At 70.2% G+C, this 25,973-nt stretch carries 25 protein-coding genes; 11 read left to right on the forward strand and 14 right to left on the reverse strand.

What is annotated here, in order from left to right; genetic code table 11:
- Positions 1-3: 3 nt before the first annotated feature.
- Positions 4-576: a DUF3558 family protein gene (locus L3Q65_RS07205; protein WP_237599138.1), complete on the reverse strand. Its 573-nt coding sequence runs from the start codon at positions 574-576 to the stop codon at positions 4-6.
- Positions 577-732: 156 nt separating this feature from the next.
- On the opposite strand from L3Q65_RS07205, the gene L3Q65_RS07210 reads away from it, so the two are divergent.
- The 4 genes from L3Q65_RS07210 to L3Q65_RS07225 all read left to right on the forward strand — a co-directional run bounded on the left by L3Q65_RS07210 (position 733) and on the right by L3Q65_RS07225 (position 4,653).
- Entirely contained in the window at positions 733-927 is a 195-nt protein-coding gene (locus tag L3Q65_RS07210; RefSeq protein WP_182891750.1) for a hypothetical protein, read from the forward strand.
- A gap of 64 nt (positions 928-991) precedes the next feature.
- Positions 992-1,738, forward strand: a complete 747-nt coding sequence (locus tag L3Q65_RS07215) for a hypothetical protein (protein ID WP_237599139.1) — start codon at positions 992-994, stop codon at positions 1,736-1,738.
- Complete coding sequence (locus L3Q65_RS07220) at positions 1,723-2,196, forward strand: nuclear transport factor 2 family protein (protein WP_220507300.1); 474 nt, start codon at positions 1,723-1,725, stop codon at positions 2,194-2,196. The genes L3Q65_RS07215 and L3Q65_RS07220 overlap by 16 nt, the downstream gene beginning before the upstream one ends.
- An 84-nt stretch (positions 2,197-2,280) precedes the next feature.
- The gene (locus L3Q65_RS07225; protein ID WP_182891748.1) at positions 2,281-4,653 is read left to right on the forward strand and encodes an HAD-IC family P-type ATPase; all 2,373 of its coding nucleotides are present in this window, start codon (positions 2,281-2,283) and stop codon (positions 4,651-4,653) included.
- 2 nt (positions 4,654-4,655) lie between these two features.
- On the opposite strand, the gene L3Q65_RS07230 is transcribed toward L3Q65_RS07225, so the two are convergent.
- The 7 genes from L3Q65_RS07230 to L3Q65_RS07260 form a co-directional block, all read right to left on the reverse strand.
- The gene (locus L3Q65_RS07230; protein ID WP_237599140.1) at positions 4,656-6,473 is read right to left on the reverse strand and encodes a DUF4236 domain-containing protein; all 1,818 of its coding nucleotides are present in this window, start codon (positions 6,471-6,473) and stop codon (positions 4,656-4,658) included.
- Positions 6,474-6,531: 58 nt separating this feature from the next.
- Positions 6,532-6,801, reverse strand: a complete 270-nt coding sequence (locus L3Q65_RS07235) for a DUF1918 domain-containing protein (RefSeq protein WP_237599141.1) — start codon at positions 6,799-6,801, stop codon at positions 6,532-6,534.
- Positions 6,802-7,050: 249 nt separating this feature from the next.
- Entirely contained in the window at positions 7,051-8,520 is a 1,470-nt protein-coding gene (locus L3Q65_RS07240) for a serine hydrolase (protein WP_237599142.1), read from the reverse strand.
- Positions 8,517-9,329 (reverse strand): amino acid ABC transporter permease, encoded by an 813-nt coding sequence (locus L3Q65_RS07245; protein WP_237599143.1) that lies wholly within the window; start codon positions 9,327-9,329, stop codon positions 8,517-8,519. Before L3Q65_RS07245 ends, L3Q65_RS07240 begins: the two co-directional genes overlap by 4 nt.
- The gene (locus tag L3Q65_RS07250) at positions 9,326-9,964 is read right to left on the reverse strand and encodes an amino acid ABC transporter permease (protein ID WP_182891743.1); all 639 of its coding nucleotides are present in this window, start codon (positions 9,962-9,964) and stop codon (positions 9,326-9,328) included. The genes L3Q65_RS07245 and L3Q65_RS07250 overlap by 4 nt, the downstream gene beginning before the upstream one ends.
- 13 nt (positions 9,965-9,977) lie before the next feature.
- A complete protein-coding gene (locus tag L3Q65_RS07255; protein ID WP_237599144.1) occupies positions 9,978-10,898 on the reverse strand; it encodes a transporter substrate-binding domain-containing protein in 921 nt (306 codons plus the stop codon).
- 14 nt (positions 10,899-10,912) lie between these two features.
- Complete coding sequence (locus tag L3Q65_RS07260; RefSeq protein ID WP_281390390.1) at positions 10,913-11,659, reverse strand: amino acid ABC transporter ATP-binding protein; 747 nt, start codon at positions 11,657-11,659, stop codon at positions 10,913-10,915.
- Positions 11,660-11,753: 94 nt separating this feature from the next.
- On the opposite strand from L3Q65_RS07260, the gene L3Q65_RS07265 reads away from it, so the two are divergent.
- The 4 genes from L3Q65_RS07265 (at position 11,754) to L3Q65_RS07280 (ending at position 16,789) form a co-directional block, all read left to right on the forward strand.
- Entirely contained in the window at positions 11,754-12,626 is an 873-nt protein-coding gene (locus L3Q65_RS07265; protein ID WP_182891741.1) for a MurR/RpiR family transcriptional regulator, read from the forward strand.
- Between the two features lie 658 nt (positions 12,627-13,284).
- Positions 13,285-13,806 (forward strand): PadR family transcriptional regulator, encoded by a 522-nt coding sequence (locus L3Q65_RS07270; RefSeq protein ID WP_037813352.1) that lies wholly within the window; start codon positions 13,285-13,287, stop codon positions 13,804-13,806.
- On the forward strand, positions 13,806-14,495 hold the full coding sequence (locus tag L3Q65_RS07275) for an ABC transporter ATP-binding protein (protein WP_182891740.1): 690 nt from the start codon (positions 13,806-13,808) through the stop codon (positions 14,493-14,495). Before L3Q65_RS07270 ends, L3Q65_RS07275 begins: the two co-directional genes overlap by 1 nt.
- A complete protein-coding gene (locus L3Q65_RS07280) occupies positions 14,492-16,789 on the forward strand; it encodes an FtsX-like permease family protein (RefSeq protein WP_237599145.1) in 2,298 nt (765 codons plus the stop codon). The genes L3Q65_RS07275 and L3Q65_RS07280 overlap by 4 nt, the downstream gene beginning before the upstream one ends.
- 82 nt (positions 16,790-16,871) lie before the next feature.
- Here L3Q65_RS07280 and L3Q65_RS07285 read toward each other — a convergent pair whose 3' ends face one another.
- The 4 genes from L3Q65_RS07285 to L3Q65_RS07300 form a co-directional block, all read right to left on the reverse strand.
- A complete protein-coding gene (locus L3Q65_RS07285) occupies positions 16,872-17,531 on the reverse strand; it encodes an HAD family hydrolase (protein WP_237599146.1) in 660 nt (219 codons plus the stop codon).
- Positions 17,532-17,732: 201 nt separating this feature from the next.
- Positions 17,733-18,383, reverse strand: coding sequence for a hypothetical protein (locus tag L3Q65_RS07290; RefSeq protein ID WP_237599147.1), 651 nt, complete (start codon positions 18,381-18,383; stop codon positions 17,733-17,735).
- A gap of 392 nt (positions 18,384-18,775) precedes the next feature.
- Positions 18,776-19,657 (reverse strand): alpha/beta hydrolase, encoded by an 882-nt coding sequence (locus L3Q65_RS07295; RefSeq protein ID WP_237599148.1) that lies wholly within the window; start codon positions 19,655-19,657, stop codon positions 18,776-18,778.
- The gene (locus L3Q65_RS07300; RefSeq protein ID WP_237599149.1) at positions 19,654-21,027 is read right to left on the reverse strand and encodes an NAD(P)/FAD-dependent oxidoreductase; all 1,374 of its coding nucleotides are present in this window, start codon (positions 21,025-21,027) and stop codon (positions 19,654-19,656) included. The genes L3Q65_RS07295 and L3Q65_RS07300 overlap by 4 nt, the downstream gene beginning before the upstream one ends.
- Before the next feature lie 90 nt (positions 21,028-21,117).
- Here L3Q65_RS07300 and L3Q65_RS07305 point away from each other — a divergent pair, with 90 nt between their 5' ends.
- Positions 21,118-21,759: a TetR/AcrR family transcriptional regulator gene (locus tag L3Q65_RS07305; RefSeq protein ID WP_182891734.1), complete on the forward strand. Its 642-nt coding sequence runs from the start codon at positions 21,118-21,120 to the stop codon at positions 21,757-21,759.
- Between the two features lie 448 nt (positions 21,760-22,207).
- Here the strand turns inward: L3Q65_RS07305 and L3Q65_RS07310 are convergent, their stop codons facing one another.
- Together L3Q65_RS07310 and L3Q65_RS07315 are read right to left on the reverse strand one after the other, a co-directional pair.
- Positions 22,208-22,645 (reverse strand): hypothetical protein, encoded by a 438-nt coding sequence (locus L3Q65_RS07310; protein WP_220507299.1) that lies wholly within the window; start codon positions 22,643-22,645, stop codon positions 22,208-22,210.
- 49 nt (positions 22,646-22,694) lie between these two features.
- Complete coding sequence (locus tag L3Q65_RS07315) at positions 22,695-23,495, reverse strand: IclR family transcriptional regulator (RefSeq protein ID WP_237599150.1); 801 nt, start codon at positions 23,493-23,495, stop codon at positions 22,695-22,697.
- 58 nt (positions 23,496-23,553) lie between these two features.
- On the opposite strand from L3Q65_RS07315, the gene L3Q65_RS07320 reads away from it, so the two are divergent.
- Together L3Q65_RS07320 and L3Q65_RS07325 are read left to right on the forward strand one after the other, a co-directional pair.
- The gene (locus L3Q65_RS07320; protein ID WP_237599151.1) at positions 23,554-24,654 is read left to right on the forward strand and encodes a mandelate racemase/muconate lactonizing enzyme family protein; all 1,101 of its coding nucleotides are present in this window, start codon (positions 23,554-23,556) and stop codon (positions 24,652-24,654) included.
- Entirely contained in the window at positions 24,651-25,826 is a 1,176-nt protein-coding gene (locus L3Q65_RS07325) for an iron-containing alcohol dehydrogenase family protein (RefSeq protein WP_237599152.1), read from the forward strand. Before L3Q65_RS07320 ends, L3Q65_RS07325 begins: the two co-directional genes overlap by 4 nt.
- Positions 25,827-25,973: the final 147 nt, after the last annotated feature.

Below are 25,973 nucleotides of genomic sequence, written 5' to 3' on the forward strand. Positions count from 1 at the left end.
CGGTCAGGGCGCGCGGTTGGCTTGATAGGCGATCATGATTCCGGCGAAACGGTCGGCCTCGTAACAGGGATCGCTGTAGGCGTCCAGTTTCGGGTCGGTCGCCGCGACGGTGACGTTGAGCAGCGTGTCGTCGGCGACGCCGGTTTCGACGGTGCACTGGCCGTCGCGGTCGTCCCGGTGGATGCCCGGATAGCTGTGCACGAAGACCGGCGCGAAGCCCGGGACGGTGGCCCGGCGGCGGTAGAGGGCTTCCAGCCCGCCGGAGGCGGTGTCGACGGAGGCGACGTAGGTCAATGCGTTCGTGTCGTGGGGGATCCAGGTGCAGGCGGTTTTCCCGGCGGCTGGAGCGGCCGTTCCCTGGCTGTTGACGAAGAACATGACCAACTGGTCGTGGGTCATCAGGTCGCAGGGTTTGGCCGTGAACCGCGTCAGGTCGAGCGGGGCGTCGGGGAGCGGCGGCGACAGGCGCGGCGGAGGCGGCGGCGCGGACGAGCAGCCCGCGGCGCCGAGAAGGAGCGCGAGCAGCAGTCCCGCGCGGCGGCCGCGGTCAGGAGGCACAGTTTTGGTCGGCGCCACGGAATTGAGCATAGCCGCATTTCAAAGCTATCGGTTTCCCGCTGAAAGGCCGCAAAAGACCGTTTTGTGTCCCCGAATTCCGAAAATCTCCCAGTGAACCTGCAATCGAGAGCTGTGCGGGGAACACTGGCGAAGGAGAGCGTCGGGAGGTTTGTCGTGCGGAGGAACTACTGGACCTACAGCGCCGGGCTGCTCGTCGCGTGGGGGCTCGTCTTCCTGCTCGCCGGACTGCTCCGCGGCGGACACGAAGTGCGGGTCGTGCTGCCGGTGTTCGGCGGTTTCTGCATCGGCTGGGTGAGCACGACCATCGCGCGGTACGTCTACCCGCCGCCGAAGCGGTGGCTGAGCTGAACCGCGTCCCGGTCGCCGGGACGATCGCCGCCGCGGCGCTGTCGTGGTCCATAAGCTCGGCCCGGTGTTGTCCGAACGAGTGTTCTTCTCCTTCGTCGCACTGGCCGACCCGGCGCGGAAACGCGAGTACAACGAGTGGCACCAGCTCGATCACCTGCCGGAGAACCTGCGACTGCCCGGCGTCGCGCACGGCGATCGCTGGGCGCGGACCGGCGACGGCACCGCGAGTCCGGAGCTGGCCGGCGTCGACTACCTCGCGATGTACTGGTTCCGCCCGCCGTACGAGCAAAGCGTGGCGGAGTGGCGGAAGCTCGGCGAGGACTCCTTCCAATGGGGCCGCGGACCGCTGATCCCGGGCGTGCAGCGGCCGTTGCTGGGGTTCTTCACGCCGGTACTCGGGTACGTCGCGCCGCGAGTCCGGCTGTCCGCGGACGCGCTGCCGTTCCGGCCGAACCGCGGACTGCACGTCACCGTGACCGAACTGGCCGAACCACACGGCGGCGAGGCGCACGCGCAGTTCGCCTGGCAGGACCGGACCCGGATTCCCGAGCTGCTGGCCTGCCCGGGCGTCGCCGGGGCCTGGACGTTCTCCTTCCTCGGCAGGCAGCGGCACTCGACGCTGAACATCGGCTCCGGAGAGGACCGCGCGCCGGGTTCGCTGCGGGTCCGGCTGCTCTACCTGGACGAGGATCCGGTCGAGGCGAGCCGCGAGATCGCCGAGCGGGAGAAGGAGCCTGCGCCGCATCCTGAAGCCGAGCGGGTCCTGCTGTCCGGACCGGTCCGCACGATCGTTCCGTGGCGGGACTGGTGATCCCCGTGGCGGAGTGGGCCGCGCTGCACGATCTCGTGCACCGGTACGCCGCGCGCGTGGACGAGCGGGATTTCGCGGGCGTCGCCCGGCTGTTCGGCGGTGACGGGGTGCTGGCGCTGCCGAATCCGCCACGCGACTTCGGCCCGGTCCGGGAGCACCGCGGTCCCGAAGGCGTCGTGGCCGCTTTGTCCGTGCTGGAAGAAGTGCCGTTGACCGCGCACGGCATCACCGGCGTCGTCTTCGACCCCGGCGACGGCCCGGCAAGCGCACGAGGACGGATTACCTGCGTCGCCCACCACGTCAGCCCGCGCGACGGCCGATTCGCCGATGCGGTGTGGCACCTGCATTACCTCGACCGCTACGCGAAGACCGGCGGCGAATGGCGGTTCAAGCGCCGCGAAGTGCACCTCGATCTGATCGAAACGAGGGAGGTCCGCGCGACCCGCCTCGGCCGGTGACCTGCGCTGAGTCACCCGAACGGGTGGACCCGCCGGGGGCGGCGGCGTGACGGGTTTGCCCGGAAACTGCGTAAGGTCGAACCCATGCCAGGGGACGACGGCCTGCTCACGCAGGACAGCACGCGCGGGCTCACCGCGGCCGAGGTGGCCGAGCGGGTCGCCGCGGGACGGACCAACGACGTGCCCTCGCGCACGAGCCGCAGCGCGTGGGAGATCGTCCGGTCGAATGTCTTCACCCGGATCAACGCGATCTTCGCGGTGCTCGCGGTCATCATCTTCTCCACCGGCTACCTGCTGGACGGCCTGTTCGCCGGGGTGATCGTGGCGAACAGCGTCGTCGGCATCGTGCAGGAGCTGCGGGCGAAGCGGACGCTGGACCGGCTCGCGATCGTCGGACAGGTGCGCCCGCGCGTGCGCCGAGACGGGGTCAGCAGCGAGCTGGCCCCGGAGGAGGTCGTGGCCGACGACGTGATCGAGGTCGGCGCGGGCGACCAGGTGGTGGTCGACGGCGAGGTGCTGTCCGCGGACGCGCTCGAGGTCGACGAATCGCTGCTCACCGGCGAGTCGGACCCGGTGGTGAAGCGCGCGGGCGACCCGATCATGTCCGGCAGTTTCGTGGTGGCCGGGAACGGCGCGTACCGGGCGACGAAGGTCGGCTCGGAGGCGTACGCGGCGAAGCTGGCCGAGGAGGCGGGCCGGTTCACGCTGGTCGATTCGGAGCTGCGGAACGGGATCGACAAGATCCTGAAGGTCATCACGTACCTGCTGGTCCCGGCGGGCGCGCTGTCGATCTACAACCAGCTTTCCGGTTCGCAGCAGCTGCCCGACGCGCTGCGCGGGATGGTCGCGGCGCTCGTCCCGATGGTCCCGGAGGGCCTGATCCTGCTGACGTCGGTCGCGTTCGCGGTCGGCGTGATCCGGCTGGGGCGGCGGCAGTGCCTGGTCAACGAGCTGCCCGCGATCGAGGGCCTGGCGCGCGTGGACGTCGTCTGCGCGGACAAGACCGGCACGCTCACCGAGAACACGATGCGGCTGTCCGAACTGCGGCGGCTGCACGAGGCGGGCGAGGCCCCGGAGACCGTGCTGGCCGCGCTCGCCGCCGCCGACCCGCGGCCGAACGCCAGCCTGGTCGCGATCGCCGAGGGCTGCCCGGACGCGCCGGACTGGACGCCGACCGCCGTGGTGCCGTTCTCGTCGGCGCGGAAGTGGAGCGGAGCGGCCTTCGGCGAGCACGGCGACTGGGTGCTCGGCGCGCCGGACGTGCTGCTGCCCGCCGAATCGGAGGACCGCGCGGAAGCGGAACGGATCGGCGCGCAAGGCCTGCGGGTGCTGCTGCTCGGCCGGGCCGCGAACGCGGTCGACGCGCCGGACGGGCCGGGCAAGGTCACGCCGGTGGCGCTGGCCGTGCTGGAACAGAAGATCCGCGGCGACGCGCGCGAAACGCTCGACTACTTCGCCGCCCAAGGCGTTGCGGTGAAACTGATTTCGGGCGACAACGCGGTGTCGGTCGGCGGTGTGGCCCGCGCGCTGGCCCTGCCCGGCGGCGAGGCTCCGGTCGATGCGCGGACGCTGTCCGAAGAGCCCGGCAAGCTGGCCGACGAGCTCGAAGGGACCGCCGTGTTCGGCCGCGCGACGCCCGCGCAGAAGCGGTCGATGGTCGCGGCGCTGCAGGCTCGCGGCCACACCGTCGCGATGACCGGCGACGGCGTCAACGACGTGCTCGCGCTGAAGGACGCGGACGTCGGCGTCGCGATGGGCGCGGGCAGCCCGGCCACCCGGTCCGTCGCGCAGATCGTCTTGCTGGACAACGCTTTCGCGACCCTGCCGCACGTCGTCGGCGAGGGTCGCCGGGTGATCGGCAACATCGAACGCGTCGCGAACCTGTTCCTCACCAAAACCGTGTACTCGGTGCTGCTGGCGCTGATCGTCGGCGTGCCCGGGCTGATCGGCCTGGACGCGATGCCCTACCCGTTCCTGCCGAGGCACGTGACGATCGTCGGCTGGTTCACCATCGGCCTGCCCGCGTTCGTGCTCTCGCTGGCTCCGAACAACGACCGCGCGCGCCCCGGATTCGTCGGCCGGGTGCTGCGGATGGCGATCCCGGCCGGGGTCGTGATCGGGGCCGCGTCGTTCGTCTCCTACATCCTGGTCCACCCGGGCCACGCGACTACCGACGCCGCGCAGATCCAGGCGAGCACCACGGCGCTGATGACGCTGATGGCACTGGCACTGTGGGTGCTGGCGGTGGTCGCGCGGCCGTATACCTGGTGGAAGGCCGCACTGGTCGCGACGATGGCGGTGGTTTCGGCGTTGATGTTCCTGCTGCCGTGGACGCGGGAGATCTTCCAGCTGGACCCGGGCAATACCGGGTACACGCTGACCGCGGTGAGCTGCGCGGCGGCGGGCCTGGTGCTGATCGAGGCCGGGCGGTGGATCGGGAACCGGATCGGGAAATAACGTCACCGCGGGACGGGATCGGCCTTCGGGAGCCGGAGTTCGAGCTGGAATCCGCGCGCGCCGTGGGTGATGAACGCTTCGCAGCGCGGGGCGCCGGTGACGAGATGCCGGTAGCGAGCGCTCATCGCGGCGGTCAATTCGCCGACGCGCTGGCCGTCGAGCCGGATCTCGATCGCGTAGGAACCCTTGTGCTTGCCACTGGACACAGTGGACGGTGCGAGCTCGGCGGCGACGATCGTGCGCAGCGGGCCGGAGTGGTAGTGCCGCAAGGTTTCCTGGTGGTTTTCCTCCTTGATGACGGTGACCGTGCGCTCCGGTGTCAAGAGATCGGCCTCGGTGACGAGGTTGGCGATCTCCAGCGCGTCCGGGCCCGCGAGGTGCAGGTACATCCCGTAGCGGCGGCCGTTTCCGCCGCCGGTGATCCGCGCCGGGCAGGTCCCCGCGTAGCCGGCATCGCCGAGCGCGCGCAGAACGGGCTGGTAGCTGCGAGCGTCCGAACGGGACAGATAGCCGACTGTTTCCGTTCCGGCGGGGTGGATCGCGGCTACGCGGACGGCATGGAGGTCGTGCGGGTTCCGCGGTTCCGGCACGAGGAGCGCGACGGCCGGGAGATGCTGGTCGAAGCGGTCGCCCGCGGGCATTCCGCGCGCCGCACGCCGCAGCGCCGGCTGGTAATGCGCTTCGCCGACGATCGAGATTCGCCCGTCCGCTGACAACCGCCGCCGGGTCAGCGGGGCGGCTGGCGCGACCTGGATCCGGTCGGGTTCGGGTGGCGTCACTGCCACCGGCGGCGCGATGGGCGCGGTCATCGCCCGCAGCGATCCCGCCAGCGCCGAGCTGGCTCGCGGGGTCGAGAAGTCGAAGGTCGCGCGGTAGCCGTTCGGCCCGGAAAGCCGCAGCGATCCGTATTCGAGGACGGGGAGCCGCCGGTTGTTCTTGTACCGTCGGTCCGGCCCGCCCTTGACGTTCACGTACTGCCAGGTGTGCTCGACGACCCGGGAATCGCCGGGCACCGAACCGCTTTCGATGAACCGCTGGACGTCCGCCTCGATCCGCAGATCCGCGTAGCGGACGTCGGCGTAGTGCTTGCCTTCGCGCAGCAGGACCCGGTCGGGCAGGAAGTAGACCGCCCGGTGGCCCGTGGCGAGCGACGGGACGGCGATGTTCGCGGACAGATGCGGCGGGCCGCCGATGCCTCGGTCCAGCGAATGCCGCTTGACCAGCGCGGACGCTCCGGCGTTGACCTTGTGCTGACGGGTGGTCGACAACGCGCCCGACGCCACGACGTGCCACGCCCGCCGCGCTTCCCGCACTGGTCCGAACGCGTCGACCAGTCCCTGGAACCGCCGAGCTTCCCCGGCGTCCTGCACGTCGTAGAACACCACGACCGTCCGTCGGATCCGGTCCTTGAGGAACACCCAGACGGTGAGCGGGACCCCGGCCAGCAGCGTCCACGGCGACGCGCCCGCGAGCGCCAGCGCGAGCACCAGGACCCACGGCCACCACCGCATCGACCGCGCCGCGTCGTTGAGCTGGCTGACGAACTCGCTGGAATCGGCGGCCGCCATTTCGAGGGTGGTCGCGCCGGTGATGTCGGCCATGACGACGTCGCTCGCGGGCAGCAGCGGCGGTGCGCTCGGGGCCGTCGAGCGAGTTGTCGCCCGATAGCTGACCAGACCGCCGCCGAGCGTGACGTAAGCACCGCGCGGACCGGCGCCGACCCGGAACCCGGGCACGCCGACGGACGCGCCAAGCCCGGCCCGCGACATGCTCACGCGCAGCGGGCCGACCTTGACCCTGGTACGCAGATAGAACGACATAGGCGACCTTCGACCGACGGAATGTGCCCGGTCTGGATCGCCGTGCGTGCGCTGACTGTTACGCGCCGGCCGAGAGGTGCTGCTGCAACGCTCCCAGCCCCTCGACCCGCTCCCGGTCGCGCGCGTCCTGAGCCGCCAGCTCCTCCTCGGTCAGCACGATCGCGTCCGGACCCGGGAACACCGTCGAGTCGTGGTCCGCGCCGAGCCAGCGGACGGTGAACGGCGGGGCCCCGTCCGGCGAGCCCACGGCCGTGATGCGGCCTCGGTGCTCCGGCACGTCCACGTGGATTCCCTTCACGACCAGCCAATCTCCGCGCTGTGCGTGCATGGTTCCTCCTCTGCGGGGTGACGTCGCCTGGAGCGATACCTCACTGGGCCGGGTGCGAAACCTCGAAGTAGTCCGATCAGGGGCAGCAAGTGACTTTTCGTATCGGATCGGCTTGGCCGCGGCGGGATCAGTGCGCGCGGCATCTCGGCTTGCCGCACGAACTGGCCGGTGGCGGAGTTCGCCCGGGAGCACCTGAGCGAACCGGCGGCGGGCTGCCGGTGTGGGACGCGGCCGATCGGCTTCGGCGGCTTACGCGAGCTTGGCAGTGACCACCGGACGCTCGGTCGGCCCGCTGTTCACATTCGTCCGACGGTGCCAGCGCAACTGGCCGTCGCCGAACTCGATGGTGACCGTGTCGTGGAACGGCGACTCCACGAAGTACCAATCCAGCACCAGTTCGCCCGGAGAACGCCACTGCGCGGCAGCGAGGACTCGCGTCGATTCGGCCTGGTACGAGTGGTGCAGCTGCCAGGTGGTCACACTCGTGTCCGACTCGACCCAAGTGGACAGTCCACAACGGACAGAATGACGGCCGCGATCGTCTTCCAAGGTCACGACCAGCACGTCGTCGTCCGCAGTGAACGAGATCGCCGAGATTTCGTCCGCATTGGACTCGCACTCGTACCGCCGGCCGTTCAGCTCAACGGTGGCCGGCGAAAGCGCGGGAGCGGCAACCGTGAGTTCGGCGGCCAGCGCAGCATCAGCTGCCGGGGAAGGCGCACCGGAGAAAGCGGGCACCAGCAGGTCGTGCACCAGACCGGACAACAGCCGGTGCTTGCCGTGCGTGATGCTCCCGGTCGTGACGACTACCGCGTCGTGCTGGGGGAGTACGAAGACGTCCTGGCCGAACATCCCGGACGCCCGGTATCCGCCGTCGGCGTCGAGCCACAGCTGGTATCCGTAACCCTCGGGGCGCTCGTCCGCGTCGGTGGAGGAAACGGGGACGAACTCGGCACCGTTCCAGCTTCCGGCGTCGGCGTTCTGGACGTGCCACGCGGTGGCCTCGCGCACCCATCCGGCGGGCAGGATCCGGTCGCCCTGCCAGAGGCCGTCGTGCAGGTGCAGCACGCCCCACTTCAGGAAGTCGATGCTGCGCAGGCTCAACCCGTTCCCGCCGGAGCAGATGCCTTCGGGGTCGGTGTCCCAGCTGTGCCCGGCGAAACCGAGCGGCTCGAATAGCCGCGGCTGAAGGTAATCGAAGACCGATTGGCCCGAGGTCCGCTGGACGATGGCGGACAGCATGTGCGACGTCGCGCTGGAGTAGGTGAACGCCTTGCCCGGCGGAAGGTCCACGGGGGTGCGCAGGTATTCCCGCACCCAGCTGGTCTTCAGCAGCCGCCAGGTCTTGCCGGACAGGCCGACGCGGTGGCCGGTCCGCATGGTCAGCAGGTCTTCGACGGTGATCGCGCGCAGGTGCTCCGACGCGTCGGACGGCACGAGTTCCGGGAAGAACGAAACCAGACGGTCGTCCAGCCGCAGCAAGCCCTCGTCGAGAGCGAGGCCGAGCGCGGTGCCGACAAAGGACTTCGTCGCCGAATGTGTCGTGTGTGGACGGTCGGCGCGGTACGGCCACCAGTAGTGTTCGAAAGCCAGCTTGCCCGACCGGTAGACGAGCAGGCTGTCGAGCGAGATCCCGTCGGCGGTCAGCCGGTGCAGGAAGCCGCGCACGCGTCGGGCGTCGAGGCCCGCGTCGGACGGGGCGGCGGAGGGGAAGGTCACGAAGGCTCCTGGACGAGTGTTTTCTTGCGGTTCGCGAGCCGTTCGGCGACCCGCGAGAGGGCGATGTTGACGACGATGTAGAGCAGCCCGGCCCCGACGTAGGCCTGGATGAAGTCGCCGCTGAACTCGCCGAGCACCTTGCCGTTGCTGAGCAGTTCGGCGATGCCGACGACGTAGCCGAGGCTGGACTCCTTGATCACCCGCACGGTCTGGCTGATCAGCGCGGGCGCGAGCGCGCGGGCCGCTTGCGGGAGCACGACGAACGTCATGACCTCCCAGTGCCGCAAGCCGATCGCGTGCCCGGCCTCGCTCTGGCCGCGGCCGACAGCGAGGATCCCGGCGCGCACGATCTCGGCGAAGATCGCCCCGGCGTGCGCGACGATCGCCAGCACCAGCTGCCAGAAGATCGGCACCCGGACGCCGAGGATCGGCAGCCCGAACATGAAGAAGAACAGGATCAGCAGCAGCGGCATCGCGCGGAAGAACTCGATCGTCCCGGCGGACGGCCAGCTCAGCCACCGCTTGCGGCTCAACCGGCCGAGCGCGAGCAGCACGCCGGTCACGACTGACAGCACGGTGGACACGAGGCCGGCCAGCAGCGTCATCGCCAAGCCCCGCAAGAGGAACCGCAGCATCGCGCCGTCGGCCAGGATCGCCCAGCGGGCCGGGTCGAGCTGGCCGGAGGCGCCGAGCCGGACGAGGACGAGGGTCAGCAGCCCGAGCAGGACGAGTCCGCACAGGATCGAAACGGTGCGCAGCCGGGCCTTGGCTTTCGGGCCGAGGGCGTCGAAGAGGATGTCGTCGTTCACCGGAGCACCCGGACCTTTCGCTCGACGAGCCGCACGACCCCGCTGACCGCCAGGTTGATCACGAGATAACCGCAGGCCGCGACGGCGAAGGCCAGGATCGGTTCGGCGGTCTCGAGGTTGAAGGAACGGGTTTCGAGCGTCAGTTCGTCCACGCCGACGGCCGCGCCGAGCGCCGAGCCGAGCGCGGTGTTGATCAGGATCGTGCCGAGCGGCTGCACCATCGCGCGGAACGCTTGCGGCAGCAGGACGTCGAGCACGACCCGGCGGAACGGCAGCCCGATCGCCCTGGCCGCCTCGACCTGCCCGCGATCCACCGCGCGAATGCCGGAACGGATGGTTTCGCAGACGTACGCGCCGAAGTAGATGCCCAACGCGAGCACGAGACACCAGAACAACGGAATCAGCACGCCCGCGTCGGGCAGCCCGAAGATGAGCAGGACGGCGATCAGCAGCAACGGCGAGTTGCGGACGAGGTCGACATACAGCCGACCGGCGGCGCGCAGCGGCCGCACCGGGCTGATCCGGCAGATCGCGACGACGCAGCCGAGGACGAGCGCGAGCGGGAAGGCGCACGCGGTGAGCAGCAAAGTGGTGGTGAAACCGCCGAGGATTTCCCCGGCGTGACCGGAAAGCACGGGTGGTCTCCCTTCAGGAGCCGGGGACGGAGCCGGGCGCGGGCGGCTCGGGGGCGGGACCGGACACGAGCGGGCCGACGGTCTGCTCCCACAGCCGCCGCCAGCTCCCGTCGGCGGCGATGCGCCGCAGGAACTCGACGACGATCTGCTTGAACGCCGGATCGTCCTTCGGCAGCCCGATGCCGAACGGGCTGCTGCCGTACGTCGCGGGCGTCATCCGCAGCCGCGCGTCGACCGCCGCTTTGCCGAGCAGGATCGCGGTGTTCGCCGACCAGGCTTGAACCCGGCCTTGCCGGACCGCGGCGGCGCACTGGCTCGATTCCTCGAACACCACCGCGCGTGCCTGCGGACACGCCTTCCGCAGCGCTTCCTGCGCCGCGCCCGGCTGGACCGCGACGTCTTTCCCGGCGAGATCGCGCACGGCAGTGATCTGCGGACCGTCCGCGCCGACGACGACGCCGGAGCGCGCGACGTAATACGGCCCGGCGAAGGAAACGAGCCGCGCCCGGCTTTTGCTGATCGTGTAAGTACAGACGGCGACATCGACGGATCGGTTCTGCAGGATCGCTTCGCGCGTGTCGGCGCCGCCGGTGATGGTGTCCACCTCGGGCGTGCCGAGCAGATACTTGGCCAGCAACTGGGCGATCCCGATGTCGAAGCCGGTGATCTTGCCGGTCGCCGGGTTCATCATGCCGAACCCGGGCGTGGTCACCGAACCGGATTGCCGCAGCACGCCTTGGCCGCGGATCCGGCGCAGCGTAGGCGTTTCCGGCAGGTCGGTGCCGACCGGACCGCGTGCGACGGCGTCGGACTGGTCGAGCGTGGCGTACGCGGGATTGCCCGCGGTTCGGGTGGTCCCGCCGCTGCAAGAGGCGAGCAGCGGAACCGTGCCGGCGGCGAGCAGTGCGGTCCGGCGGGAGAGGAGAGCGGACATGAAGGCCTCCAGGCTCAGTGGCTGAGCACGCGGGCGAGGAAATCGCGGGCGCGTTCGGTCCGCGGCGAGCCGAAGAAGACGTCCGGTGCGGCGGATTCGGCGATCCGGCCGTCGGCCATGAACACGACGCGGTCGGCGGCCTTGCGGGCGAAGCCCATCTCGTGGGTCACCACGATCATGGTCATGCCGTCGGCGGCGAGCGCGGTCATCACGTCGAGCACCTCGTGGATCATTTCGGGGTCGAGCGCGCTGGTCGGTTCGTCGAACAGCAGCACACGCGGTTCCATCGCCAGCGCGCGGGCGATCGCGACCCGCTGCTGCTGACCGCCGGACAGCTGCGCCGGGTACTTGTCGCCGTGCGCGCCGACGCCCACCCGCTCCAGCAGTTCGTCGGCGCGTTTCCGCGCGTCGGCGCGGCTGAGCCCGCGCACGCGGACCGGGCCGAGCATCACGTTGTCCCGCACGGTTTTGTGCGCGAAGAGGTTGAAGGACTGGAAGACCATGCCGACGTCGGCGCGCAGCCGGGCGAGGTCCGCGCCCTCGGCGGGCAGCGGGCGGCCCTCGATCTCGATCGAGCCCTCGTCCGCGGTCTCCAGCCGGTTGACGCAGCGGCACAGCGTCGATTTCCCGGACCCGGACGGGCCGATGACCACGACGACTTCGCCGCGCCGGACGTCGAGGTCGATCCCGGTCAGCACCCGGGCCGAGCCGAACGACTTGCCGACGCCGCGCAGCCGTACCAAGGGCTGATCTGTGCTCATGAGCGCTCCTCGTCGAGCCGGCGGGGTAGGGTTCACTACCAACGGAGAACCCTCCGGCATCTTGTAGTAGCCACTACGTCCAGTCAAGGGTGTCATGTCCACTACTTATCTCGGCGGCGACCATTTCGACGACCACGTCCGCGCCCGGCTCGACGACCTCAAGCCCGCGGAACGCCAGGTCGCCCGGTTCATGCTGGCCAATCCGAACGAGGTGCTGTTCTCGTCCGCGGGCGACCTCGGCGCGGCGGCCGGGACCAGCGACGCGACCGTGGTCCGCACCGCGAAGGCGCTCGGGTATTCGGGGCTGCCGGAGCTGAAGCGCCACCTCGGCCAGACGTTCACCGCACGCACCGAGCCGACCGTCCGGCTGAGCGCGGCGATGGAGAACCTCGGCTCGACCGGTTCGCGCCAGATCGACCGGGTGATGGCCGACAGTGCCGAGCGGCTTCAGGAAATGCAGCGCCAGCTCGCGCCGGAAGCGGTCGAGGAGGCGGCGCGACTGCTGCTCGACGCGCGGATGGTGTTCACCTGGGGGCTCGGGCTCTCGTCGGTCTGCGCCGAGTACGCCGCGTTCCGCCTCGCGCGCCGCGGCCTGGTCACCCGGCACTGCGACGACACCGGGTTCCGGCTCGCGGACGCGTTGCTCCCGTTGAGCGCCGACGACGCGGTGCTGGTGTACGTCCCGGCCCGGCAGAACCGCGACGTCGAGCTGATCCTGCGCTACGCGGAGGAGGTCGGCGCGGCGGTAGTGCTCGTGACGAGCCAGCTGTCCGCGGACCTCGAATCGCGGGTCCGCGTCGTGCTGCCGGCTCCGGATTCCCCGACGAAGTTCACCGGCGAAACCCTGACCGCCTCGATCGTCACCGACATCCTCGCGCACACCATCGCGGGCCGGGAGCCGGACCGCGCGAAGGCGTCCGCGGACCTGCTGACCCGGCTCCGGGCGGACCTCGGCGAGCGGAAGTAGCGCCCTCGTGAGCGGCGATGTCCTGAGGCTCGCCAGCCGGCGGGAACCGGCATCGCCGCTCACGAGGCCCGGCCGACCTGCCCTCGCGGCATCCCCGCCTGCTGGCCTGCTCTCGGAACGTGTCCCGTCTGCTGGCCTGCCCCTCGGAACATCTCCCGTCTGCTGGCCTGCCCTCGCGGCATCCCCGCCTGCCGACCCGCCCTCGGAACATCTCCCGCCTACCGCCCGCACCTGCCTTCCGCGACTGCTCTCCGTCCCTGCCGTCCGCCGCGCCATGGCATCCGCGCTGTCCCGGCCCGTGCGCCGGTGCACGCCTCGTGAGTGGTTATGCCGGTTAGAACCGGCATAACCACTCACGACCCCCCCTCGCCAGCCGCAGCAAGGTTCACCCGCCGCCCGCCTCGCATGCCGTGCCGCCGCCCGCCTCGCCATGCCGCCTCGCCATGCCGTGCCGCCCGCGGCAGCGAGCCCTGACCCACCGGATGTGCCCCGGTGCGGGTCCCGTGAGCGGGGATCGCGACTCTTTCCGCGATCCCCGCTCACGACACCCCTGACCAGCCAAAACGCACTATTCTGCGGTGGTATACACGGCGCGTATACCTGTGTTGTATAGTGATCTTCACCCCCGGGATTCCGGGGTCAAGGGAGGAACAGGGGAATGTCGGTTTCACATACCTTGCTCGGGTTGCTCGAGTCGGGTCCGAGACACGGGTACGACCTGAAACGGGCGTACGACGAGCAGTTCGGGCAAGACCGCCCGCTCGCGTACGGCCAGGTCTACTCGACGCTGTCGCGCCTGCTGCGCAACGGCATGGTCGAGGTCGCGGGGGTCGAGAGCGGCGACGGGCCGGAGCGGAAGCGCTACACGATCACCGACGCCGGGATCACCGACGTCGAGCAGTGGCTGAGCACTCCGGAAAGCCCGGAGCCGTACCTGCAGAACACGCTGTACACGAAGGTGGTCCTGGCGCTGCTGTCCGGCCGCGACGCCACCGATGTGCTCGACGTCCAGCGCAGCGAGCACCTCAAGGTGATGCGCTCGCTCACGAAACGGAAGTACGAGGGCGACCTCGCCGATCAGCTGATCTGCGACCACGCGCTCTTCCACCTCGAGGCGGATCTGCGGTGGCTCGAGCTCACCGCGGCCCGGCTCGGCGAACTCGAGAAGGCGGTGCGCTGATGACCAGGCCGGGAACTGCGTTGCTCGCGGGCAACGCGCTGCACAAATCGTTCGGCCAGACGCGGGCGCTCGACGGGGCGGCGCTGGCCGTCTCGGCGGGGGAAGTGCTCGCGATCATGGGCGCGTCCGGTTCGGGGAAATCGACGCTGCTGCACTGTCTCGCCGGGATCGTCCGGCCGGATTCGGGGACCATCCGCTACGGCGGCCAGGACCTCGTCGCGATGGACGACAAGGGCCGGAGCGCGTTGCGGCGCACCGAATTCGGCTTCGTGTTCCAGTTCGGCCAGCTCGTTCCCGAGCTGACCTGCCTGGAAAACGTGGCGCTTCCGCTGCGGCTGACCGGGGCGAAGCGGGGGCCGGCCGAGGCCAAGGCGAAGGAATGGCTCGCCCGGCTCGAGGTCGACAACCTGGCGAAACGCCGTCCCGGCGACGTGTCCGGCGGGCAGGCGCAGCGGGTCGCGGTGGCGCGGGCGCTGGTGACCGGGCCGAAGGTCGTCTTCGCCGACGAGCCGACCGGCGCGCTCGATTCGCTCAACGGCGAGAAGGTCATGCAGATGCTCACCCAGGCGGCGCGGGAAACGCACGCCGCGGTGGTGCTGGTGACCCACGAACCGCGGGTCGCGGCGTACTCCGACCGCGAGATCGTGGTCAGGGACGGGCGCACGGTCGACCGGGAGCTGGTCGCATGATGCGGGATCTGCTGCTGGGACTCCGGCTGGCCGTCGGGGGCGGCCGGATGTCCGGCTCGGCGCTCCTGCGGCTCGCGATGACCGCGTTCGGGATCGCGCTCGCGGTCGCCGTGCTCCTGCCCGCTGCCTCGGTGAGCCACCTCGTGGACGCCCGGGCGGACCGGGCGGCGGCGATCAAGCAGGACACCTCGCCGCGCGAGGGGATCGCGCCGCTGGCGACCTACCGCTGGTACCCGTCGGTCGGCGAGGACTTCCTCCAGCTGACCGCGGTCGCGGCGACCGGGGAGAACTCGCCGGTGCCGCCGGGGCTTTCCCGGCTGCCCGCTCCGGGCGAGGTGATCGTTTCGCCCGCGCTGGCGGAGAAGCTGAACTCGGCCGAGGGCGCCTCGCTCAAGGCGCGGCTGCCCGGCAACGTGGTCGGCCAGATCGCGGAGCAGGGCGTCAGCGACGCGGCCGACCTGACGGCGTACTACGGGTCGACCGCCGCGGAGATCAAGGCCGAAGGGGAGAGCGCGAGCAGCGTGTACTCCTACGGCAAACCCGCCGAAGGGTTCACGCTGTCGGCGATCATGTGGATGGTCGTCGCGCCGATCGCCGCGGTGCTGCTGCTGCCGTTGCTGATCTTCGTGACCACCGCGTCGCGAATGGGCGCGGCGCAACGCGAACGGCGGCTCGCCGCGCTGCGGCTGATCGGGGTGGACGCCCGGCAGATCAAACGGGTCGCGGCGGCGGAATCGCTGGTGGGCGCGGTGATCGGGCTCGTGGCGGGCGGCGCGCTGTTCTACGCGCTGCGGCCGTTTATCGGGGACTGGCTGCCGTTCGGCCTCCGCGTGTTCCCGGACGACTTCACGCCGTCGTGGGTGGCGCTGCTGGTGATCGCGCTGCTCGTGCCCGGCCTCGCGGTCGGCTCGGCGCTGTTCGGGCTGCGCCGGACGATCGTCGAACCGCTCGGCGTGGTCCGGCAGGGCAAACCGGTGCGGCGGCGGATGTGGTGGCGCTGGACGATCACCGCCATCGGCGTGGTGTTCCTGCTCGGGACGCTCGTTTTATCGCCGGGGTCGGGGGACCAGGCCGCGGCGCTGGCGCTCGCGGTGGGCAGCGTGTTCCTGCTCGTCGGCGTCGCGGCGTTGCTGCCGTGGCTGGTGGAACGGATCGTGGAACGGCTGCGCGGCGGTCCGCCGTCGTGGCAGCTCGCGGTGCGCAGGCTGCAGCTTGACAGCGGCACCGCCAGCCGGGTGGTGTCCGGCCTGGTCGTCGTGCTCGCCGGGACGATCCTGATCCAGGGCGTGCTCACGTCGATGACCAGCCGCAACTCCCAGCGGTACGAGACGCCGGCCGGGGTCGCGGCCGCTCCGGTGCGGGTGGACACGACGAGCGCGCACGAGGCGGAAGTCCGCCAGCGGCTGTCCGGGGTGCCCGGGGTGACCGGCGTGCACAGCTCCAAATCCCTGCAGCTCAGCTCCGGGGACCGGGAGATCTACGGCAGCGTCGGGGACTGCGTGGCACTCAAGACCGAAGCCAACATCGGCGACTGCGCGGACGGGGACATCTTCTACGTGGCGGGCTCGTCGGCCCAGGCCGCGCCGAAGGGCGACTACCGGCTGACCGGCTACCGCGACGGCAACAAGGTCGAGGGTCCGGTGTGGACAGTCCCGGGCAATGTCCGGGTCGTGCCCTCGGGCAACACCGCCAAGGCGGCGGCCAGCAGCCTGCTGGTCACGCCGGGCGCGTTCGGCGACCTCAAGCCGCCGGTGGTGCGCACGGAACTGTTCGTGGCCGGTCCCGGCAGCGTCGACGCGCTGATCGACCGGGTCGCGACCGCGGTGCGCCCGCTGGCGTGGAAGGCCGAGGTCGGCAAGACGGACTTCATGTCCGACTACGCCGGCCGCGACGAGCGGATGCTGGCGAGCTTCCGCGCGGTGCTGCTGACCGCGTCGCTGTTCGTGCTGGCAGTGGCGGCGATGAGCCTGCTGATGCTGTCGATCGAGCAGATCAGCGAACGCCGCCGCCCCCTCGCGGCCCTGTCCGCGGCGGGCGTCCCGATCGGCGTGCTGGCCAGGGGATCCCTGTGGCAAACCGCGGTCCCGGTGGTCGTCGGGGTGGTGCTGGCAGTCGGAGCGGGGCTCGGGCTGACCGCGCCGATCCTGCGGCTGGCGAAGATGCCGATGATGGTCGACGGCGGGGTCCTGGCCGGACTGGCCGGCGCTGCTGTTGCGGCGGTGCTGCTGGTGACGGCGTTGACGTTGCCGCTGCTGCGTCAGGTGACCAGGCTGGACACGCTGCGCTCGGAGTAGGCCGGGGGCGGGGGTGAAGGGCTCCTTGGGGGATTCCTCAAGGAGCCCTTCGCTGTGCTTCAGAAGTGCGCGCTTTCCAGCGTCATCCTCGGGCCGTGCTGATCTCCGTCAGCGCCTCGAACCAGGAAACAGGCGGCTGCGCCGCAAGCGGTTCGGCGGCAGGCGGGCTGGGGCGGGCGTAGCGGAAAGTGCTGACACCGGCTGCGCGGGCAGCGTCGAGATCAGCCGGCGCAGTGCCGACGAACATGCAGGACTCCGCTGGCACCGCGTCCGCGTGCATCGCTGCCGCGATCTGGTCCGGGGCGGGCGGGAGATGCGCCCGATCGGGGCCGCCGCGTCCGGCGATCCGACGGACCTGCTCGCTGAGGCCGTGCATCACCAGGAACGCTCGGACCGTCTCGGCGGCCAGGCTGCTGACCACGGTGATGTGGGTACCTGCCGCAGCGAGGTGAGCAAAGGCGTCGAGGACTCCGGGGGCAGGTCGCGCGACGCCCGCTGTCTCGGCTTCGAGCCTGCACAGCTGGGCGTACACCGCCCGCTCGGTCGACGGGCCGATGGTCGCGGCGTAAGCCAGCACGACGAACGGATCGTCAGTGCGCTTCACCTTCCGCGGCAACGGTCCTTCGCCGACCAGTATCCGCAACCGGGCGGCAAGCGAGTCCATCGCGGACAACCCGGCGACCGGCCCGTCGAACGCGACAAGTACGTGGTCACACTCGGCAAGCAATTTCGCGGTGTCCACGATAACCCCCTGCGGAATCGAGGCCGAAACGCGCCGACTGCCGACGGTCACTCCGGCAAAGCCGATAATACCGCGAGTGTCGCCGTGACCCCACTTGTCTTTCTCGCAGCCGGTGCGGTGTTCGTTCGCGCAATCGTCAGGCATGGGTGAACGAGCCACCCATGCCTGACGATCCCGCACAGTCGAGCGGGGACTGCCCGGTCAGACTGCTTTCGCCGGGGCCCTCGGATTGTCGATCAACAACACCCATTCGACGTCGTTGGTGGCGCAGATGGCGCTCTCCCACGTCCACAGCTGTTTGTTGACGCCCGCCGCGCGGTCCGCTTCGCATGCCTCCTGGGTCGGGTAGTGGTCGAAAATGATCCACGGGTCCTTCTTGGCCGCGATCTTCGTGCTGGCCTGCTCGACCGCGCCGTTCTTCGCGGAAGCCATGACCGGCCCGATCCACAGTTCCGCGGCGGTGGCGGCGATCTCCCAGCAATAGGTCTTGAAGCCCTGGCGGGCCCAAGTCAAGGCGTTGTCGTCACACTGCTGGCAGGCGGTTCTCTGGGCGTTGTCGTAATAGGTTCCGTTCTTTACCCGGATGAACCGCGGCGGCGGAGGAGAGGCAAGATCGCAACCCGGTCGCGAACTGATCGACTGTCCGGCGCTCGTCTCGGAGGCGCTGAGCCTGCTGTCGGCCGAGGCCGTGGAAGGCAGGACCAGGAACGAAAAAAGTGCGATAAGCCCGATCGCAAGCGAGGCGAATACTCGTTTCACTTGAATTCCCCTTTCTTGTGATGACGCGTCAGTAATAACGGAAATACCGGTCACGGTTTCAGGTGCGGCATGAGCTGATTCGTCGGCGATCAAGCTGTCCTCGACTGTCCCCTGCGATAAAAACGCGATCAAACCGTGCAGGGAACCAAATTTGAGGCAAGGACTGTTCGCCGGACTTGCTGCCGGTGAAATAGTCCCCCCTTGTCCGCCGTGCTTCACCCTCCCCCGTGGCAGAGGCGCGAGAACATTCGATGATCACCTCTGCGCAAACATAAGATCATGAGCAAGTAACTCGCCCACACCTCTGAAAGGGTGAAAACGGACAACTAGGCCTCTGGCAAGAGTTCACCCGAACGCACGCTAACGCGCATGGTCTAGTGGCCGTGCGGGATTGCACTGCCGGGATCACCGCGATAGCGACGGTCGGTGCTGTCGGACCCGAATCCGGTCCCGCCCAGCGGCACCCCGGCGTGCGAATCCGTCTTTTATGCCGCCACCGGGACGTGCCGACGGAGGAAATCGATCTGGTCCGCGACCACCCGTTCGAACGGATCCCCTTGGTAAATCGCGAAATGTCCATCCGGGTAAGTCCGCACCTCGCCACGCGGCGCGCGGGCGGCGTACCGCAGCGTCGGCCCGGACGGGGCGACGGAATCCTTCTCGCACACCGCGAACAACGTGGGCACCTCGATCCGGCCGACTCCGCTGCCCGGCCGGTAGCGCAGGATGTCGAAGACCACTCGGGCGGCGACCTCGTTGCGGAAATCGCTGCCTGGCGGCACCAGCGCGAGATAGCCCGGTTCGGCGTCCGGTGCGGTCATCAGCGCGGTGCCTCGCTCCGGGCCGGCGGTGGCGATCAGGTGCGGCGGCCGTCCGAGCCAGTGTCCGACCACGTCCCGGGCCGCGGCGGCGGTCGCCTTGGCTGAGCTGGCGGGGTGCATGGCCAGCGCGGACGCGATGCCGTCGGTGAACGGGCACTGCGCGATCGCGGCGACGAGTCCGGCTGGGCGGGTCGCGGCGGTGCTGAGTACATGGCCGCCGCCGAAGGAGGTGCCCCAGGCGATGACTCGGTCGCCGTCGACCTGGGGGAGCGTGCGGGCGCAGGCGATCGCGGCGGTCCAGTCGGCGAGTTGTTTCCGTGGCGACAGCAGGTGGCGCGGAGTGCCGTCGCTGTCGCCGAAATGCCGGTAGTCGAACACCAGGCAGGCATATCCGGCGGCGGTGAAGCGCTCGGCGTAGGCGGCGAGGCCCATCTCGCGGACTGCGCCGAGTCCGTGTGCCATCACGATGATCGGCGGGTTTTCGTTGGCTGGCAAGTAAAGCGTCGCTGCGCACTGGTCGCCGTCGACGGGGAAAGTCACGTTCATGCGCGGATCTCCTCTCGGGCGGCGGCACTGGCGACGGGGCGGTCGGCGGGAGTGCGGCCAGCCGGACGACGGGTCCCGCGACGGCGTTCGAGTCGAAGGTCGCGCATGTAGTCGTCGTAGTCAACCTGGATGGTGTGGCGCTTGGAGGCGACGTAACGCCGCGCGATCCGGCGTCGGTGCGTGTCGATTTCGCGTTCCATCTCGGCCGCGCCGGGCAGGTGGTAGCGGCCTTGCAGATGATCGGCGATCAGCAGTGCCTGCCGTTCCGCGATCGGCATGATCGCGCCGAGCGGTTGCACCAGCCCGACGAAATACAGTCCGGGCACGCGAGGGTGGAAAACCCGCCGGTACAGGCGGATTTCGTTGTCGCCGGAGGGATCGAGGAAATCCGGGTCGAAGAAAGGAAAGCTGATCTTGTACCCGGTGCAGAACACGACCAGGTCGGCGGCGGCGCGGCGGCCGTCGGTGAAGACGACGTCGTCGCCGTCGAAGCGCTCGATGTTCGGCGCTGGCGTGATCGCCCCGTGTGCGAGCCGGTCGAGGATGCGGCTCGACATCGTCGGGTGCGCTTGCGCGAACTTGTGGTCCGGTTCGGGCAGGCCGTAGCGCGTCATCGGCCCGGTCGCGGCGGCCATCAACCGGCGCGCGACCGGCCAGCGCAGTGCCGAGGGCAGCCATTCCTTCCCGGCGATCTGGTCATACGGCCTGCCCCATACGTATTTCGGGATCACGTGCACCCCGCGCCGCGCGGAGAGGTGCGTTTCCGCGGCGTGGTACGAGGCGTCGACGGCGATGTCCATCGCGGAATTGCCCATGCCGACCACCACGACGCGCCGTCCGGCCAGTTGCGCTTCCTCGGTGTAGGAATGCGAATGCATGATCTCGCCGCGGAATCCTTCGGCGCCGGGGAACATCGGCTCCGGCATTCGCGGATCCCAGTGGTGGCCGTTCGCGACGAGCACCGCGTCGTACCGCTCGGTGTCTCCTGTGGACAGTGTCACGGCGAAACTGCCGTCCGGCTTCGGCTCGACGTGCGTGACCCCGGTGCCGAACCGGATGCGGTCGCCGAAGCCGAAATGCTCCAGGTAGGCCGCGAAGTAGTCGGCGATCTGGTCGTGCCGGGCGAAGTCGGGCAGATGCCGCGGCATCGGGAAGTCGCTGAACTCCATCCGCTGCCGCGAGGTGTTGATGTGCAGGGACCGGTAGGCGGCGGAGACCCCGTTGCGGTTGCCCCACACCCAGTTCCCGCCGACCCGGTCGGACAGTTCGTAGCAGTCCACGTCGGCGCCGCGTTCGGCGAGCACCTTGACGGCGGCGATCCCGGACGAGCCCGCGCCGACGACGCAGACCCGGAAGCTGTTCGCGGACATGCGCTCTCCTCCTTGTGACCGGTGGTCATATGACCAGTGGTCATAGAGTACGATCGGAGCACGGGGAGAGTCAAGAAGAGGAGGTCGGCGGTGCCGACGGGAACGTGGGAGCGGCTGCCGGAGAAGCGGCGGGCGGCGGTGCTGGCGGCGGCCGAGGCGGAGTTCGCGGCGCGCGGGTTCAGCGGCGGCAGCCTCAACACGATCTGCCGCGAGGCCGGGGTGTCGAAGGGCAGCCTGTTCCAGTACTTCACCGACAAAGCCGACATGTACGTTCACCTCGCCGAACTGGCGAGCGTGCGGATCCGCGCGGCCATGGAGGCCGAGATCGCGAAGCTCCCGTGGGACAAGGACTTCGCGGGCGCGCTCGACCGGCTGCTCGACGCGTGGGTGCGGTACTTCTACGACCATCCGCTCGAGCGCGCGATGACCGCGGCGGCCAACCTCGAGCCCGATCCGGTCGCCCGCACGCCGGTGCGCGAGGCGGTCAACAGCCACTACCTGGCGGTGCTGCGGCCGCTGGTCGAACGGGCGGTGGCGGCGGGACAACTGCGCGCGGACACCGATGTCGAGATCGTGTTGTCGTTGCTGCTGCTGGTCTTGCCGCATCTGGCGCTGGCCCCGCATGTCGAGGGACTGGACCCGCTGCTCGGCCTGGTCGAAGGCGATTCCGAGCACGCGGCGGCGACCGCGCGCAGGCTGACCGGGGCGATGCTGGGGCCGTATCTGCGCTGACCGGCGCGGGCTGACGATACGAGAAACGGACACGCAGTTCCTGCGGCGGCCGTCCGCTTCGGACACGAGCGGAGGCGGGCCACCCAGGCGATGCGGGGTTGATCGGACGGCAGGAGTTCGGGCCGCCCGCTTGAGGAGGCGGCTCGGCGCGGAGTGCGCGGACGGCTGCGGGCTGGGCGGGGATTGTGCATGGCTTGAGCGCCGGTTGCGGTTTCGGCTGCGAAATCTGCGCGGGAGTCGCGCTCTGCGCAGGTAAGCGGCGGGTTGGATGCGCTGCCCGCATCGGCCGCCGCTTCGACAGCGAGCTCAGCTCGGGAAGCCGTGCCCGCGCAGGCCGCCCGTCGGATTCGCTGCCCGTGCCGCGGCTTCGATGGCGAGGTCCGCTCGGAACCCGCCCCCCGAGCAGGCAGGCCGCGAGCCGGAATCGTCGCCCGCCTTGGCTGCGAGCTCAGCTCAAAACCCGAACCCCGCGAAGATAAGCCGCCACCCGGATCCGCAGCCCGCGCAGGTCCCGCAGCGCCAGCGGCAAGTGGTAAGCCGGGCGGTAGCCCGCCGCGACGCCGGGCTCCCCGCACGGTCCGGCGAAGTACACGAATCCGTCGTCGTGGTCGCGGCGGGCGGGGGACCACGGCTGGTCCTGCCAGGCGCGCGCCGCGGCGTGGCTGGCGGTCCAGTAGTTCGGGGCTTTCATCGTCTCGGCGATCGCGGCGGCGAACCCGGCGGCGTCGGCGTCGCTGACGCCCAGTCCGCGGCCCGGCCACAGGCGCGGCAGCACCCGGTCCGCGGTGTGGTCCTCGAGCCACGGCGCGCAGGCGAAGATCGCGTGGGAGCCGTCGACCGAGACCGACCAGCGTTGCATGGCCGCCGTGGGCGGGATTTCGTACATGGCGACCACCTGCCGGGAAAGAGAAGCTTGGGCGAAGCATAAATGAACGTCATCCCGGTGCGCCGAGTGCGGCCGAGATCCGGTCGGCGACGGTGCGGGTGAACCGGCCCGCGGCGGGAAGCCGCTCGCCGAGGCGCGATTTCGGGGCGGAAACGTTGACCGCGGCGACGATGTCGCCCCGGAATCCGTACACCGGTGCGGACACGCCGACCAATCCTGGCTCGAACTCCTCGTCCACGGTTTCGTAGCCGCGTTTCCGGATCCCCGCGAGCTTTCCGGTCAGCTGGTCGAGTGGGATAGACGGCGGTTCCGCGGCGGCGCCGGGGAGGTCGGGGAGCGGGTGCGCGGCGGCGCCGGAGAAGGTCCGCCACCAGTGGCCGACGGTGTCCTCGTCCCATTCGCTCAATAACACCCGTCCGGGTGAGGTCGTGAACGGGTCGACGCCGACGCCCTCCCATCCGAGTCCGCGGAAAGCGTGGGACGCGAGTTCGCTCCGGAGGGTGAACACCTGCCCGGCGCGCAGGACGCACAAATGCGTCGTTTCGTTCAGCCGCGCCACGATCGTGCGCAGAAAGGGCGCGGCGAGGTGCGCGAGATGCGTTTCGGTGGCGTGCGTGGCCAAGGCGAACAGCCGCCAGCCCGGCCGGTACGCGCGGGTGTGCTCGTCGCGCGACACCAGGCCGGCGTCGGCGAGCGTCGCGAGGGCGCGCGAGACCTGTGCCTTGTCCCGTCCGGACAGTTCGGCGACGCGGGACACGCCGAGCCCGTCGCGCGCTTCCGGCAGGGCGAGGACTTCGAGCAGGCCGACGTCGCGGACCAGGCCCGAACCGTAGGTGCGCTGGTTCGCCATGTTGAGGACTGTGCAACAACGATTGGGCGAGCGTCAATCCGCGGTTACCGTCCGGGGAGTGAAGATCGCCGACATCCAGCTGCTGCCCGGGACTCTGCCGCTCGACCCGCCGTTCGACGCCGCGTGGGATCCGGTTCCGCGCACGCGGTTCGACGCGACGGTGGTCAAGGTGGTGACCGACGAGGGCGTGGTCGGCTATGGCTCCGGCGACACGATGGCGGGCTTCGAGCCGTACGCGGAGCTGTTCCTCGGCCAGGATCCGATGGCGATCAGCCGGCATGTCCGCGCGCTGGAGACCATCGCGTTCCACGCCGGGCGCTACTGGCCGCTGGAGATCGCGCTGTGGGACGTCATCGGGAAGGTGCTCGGCGTCCCGGTCGCGACACTGTTCGGCGGCGCGGCGGACGCGATCCCGGCGTACGCGTCGACCGGCCGGATCCTGCCTGCTGAACAGCGGGCCGAGGTGCTGGCGGGGGTCCGAGAACAGGGTTTCCAGGCAGCGAAGATCCGGCTCGCCGCGGAGGATTTCGCGGGCGGGATCGCCACCATGCGGGCGGTCCGGGAGGAGGTCGGGCCGGAGATGACGCTGATGGCCGACCTGAACCAGGCCTGGCGGATGCCCGGCGACGTGCGGCCTTCGCTCGACTCGGCGGCGGTCCGGCGATTCGCGGCGGCGCTGCGCGAACTGGACGTGTTCTGGCTCGAGGAACCGCTGCCGCTGGACGACCGGCCCGGCCTGCGCGCGGTGCGGGACGCCGGGGTGCGCGTCGCCGGGGGAGAAATGGTCCGGACCTTCAGCGAGCTGCTGGACTTGGCCGAGTCCGACGTCCTCGACGTTTACCAGCCGGACGTCGCGCTCGCCGCCGGAATGCTGCGCGCCCGCACGCTCGCCGAGCTGGTGCTGGCCCGCAACCGGCTCTTCACGCCGCACACCTGGTCCAACGGCCTCGGGTTGCTCGCGAACCTGCACGTGACCGCGGGCGTCGGCGGGGGACCGTACCTCGAATTCCCTTACGACCCGCCGGTGTGGACGCCGCAGCGGCGCGATTTCCTGCTTTCCGCTCCGCTGGACATCGACGCGGACGGCCTGCTGCACGTGCCGTCCGCGCCGGGGCTGGGCGTCGAGGTCGACGAGGAACGGCTCGGGAGGAAGCCATGACAGAGACTCAGCTCCCGGCGGTCGAGATCGGCCCGTACCCGGCCGCCACGTTCGCCGCCGGCGCCGTCGGGCAGCTGCCCCGGGTGGTCCGGACGATCGGCGCGCGGAAGATCGTGCTGGTCAGTGATCGCGGGCTCGTCGCGACTCCGTTGCCGGAGCAGGCGGTCCAGTTGCTGCGGCAAGACGGGGCGGCAGTCGAGGTTTTCTCCGACGTGCACCCGAATCCGACCACCGACGACGTCGACGCGGGCGGTGCGTTCGTGCGCGCCGCCGAGGCGCGAGCGGTGATCTCGCTGGGCGGCGGGTCCGCTTTGGACGCGGCGAAGGCGATCGCGCTGGCCGCCGTCAACAACCGTCCGGCCGCCGAACTGACCTGGAGCACCGAAGCTTCGGCGGACCTGGCGCCGGCGTTGCCGATCGTCGCGATCCCGACCACGTCCGGCACCGGTTCGGAGTGCAACGACCTCGGCGTCATCACCGACCCCCGGCAGCAGCGCAAGTGTTACCTCGGCGGTCCGGCTTGCCTTGCCCGGTACGCACTTCTGGACCCGGCGCTCACCCTGAGCCTGCCGCCGCGCGCGACCGCGGCCGCCGGAATCGACTGCCTGACCCACGCCGTGGAGTCCTTTCTCTCCGCCCGGCCCAATGCCTGGGCGGATGGTCTGGACCTGCAAGCTGTCCGGCTGGTGGCGGAGAACCTGCGTCGCGCGGTCTCCGCCGGCGAAGACCTGGCGGCGCGGGCGAATCTGATGCTCGCCGCGCACACCGCCGGCCAGGCCATGCGGACGACCGGACTCGGCGTGGTGCACGGCATCGGGCACTCGCTCGGCGGCCGGTTCGACCTGCCGCACGGCCAGGCGTTGGCTTTGGTGCTCACCGAATGCCTGCGGTTCAACCGCGCGGTGCGGGAAGAGCGCTTGGCGCGGCTGGCGGAACCGCTGGGCGTCGCGGATGCCCGGAAATCGGTTGCGCACAACGCCGACGCGGCGATCGCGGCGGTGCAACGCCTGGTCGCGGAGGTCGAACTGGCCGGACGGCTGCGCGAATTCGGCATCGGCGAGGGAGATCTGCCGGACCTGGTCGCCGACACGCTGGCGGACGGGGTGCTGGCGAACACCCCGCGGGAGGTCGCGGCGGCCGACGTGACCAGGATACTCCGCGCGACCTGGTAGTCCGGCGCGGGAAACCGGCGATGCCGGACATAACTCGCGAATACCGTTGTGCGGCAACGGCAATCCGAGCAGGATTGCGGCCCTGCACCGAATGGTGCACAAGGTAACAATCTTATGTCCGCTTGTTTTGCGCGCGCCGTCGCGGGA

Source organism: Amycolatopsis sp. FU40, assembly GCF_021903635.1.
Classification (GTDB): domain Bacteria; phylum Actinomycetota; class Actinomycetes; order Mycobacteriales; family Pseudonocardiaceae; genus Amycolatopsis; species Amycolatopsis dendrobii.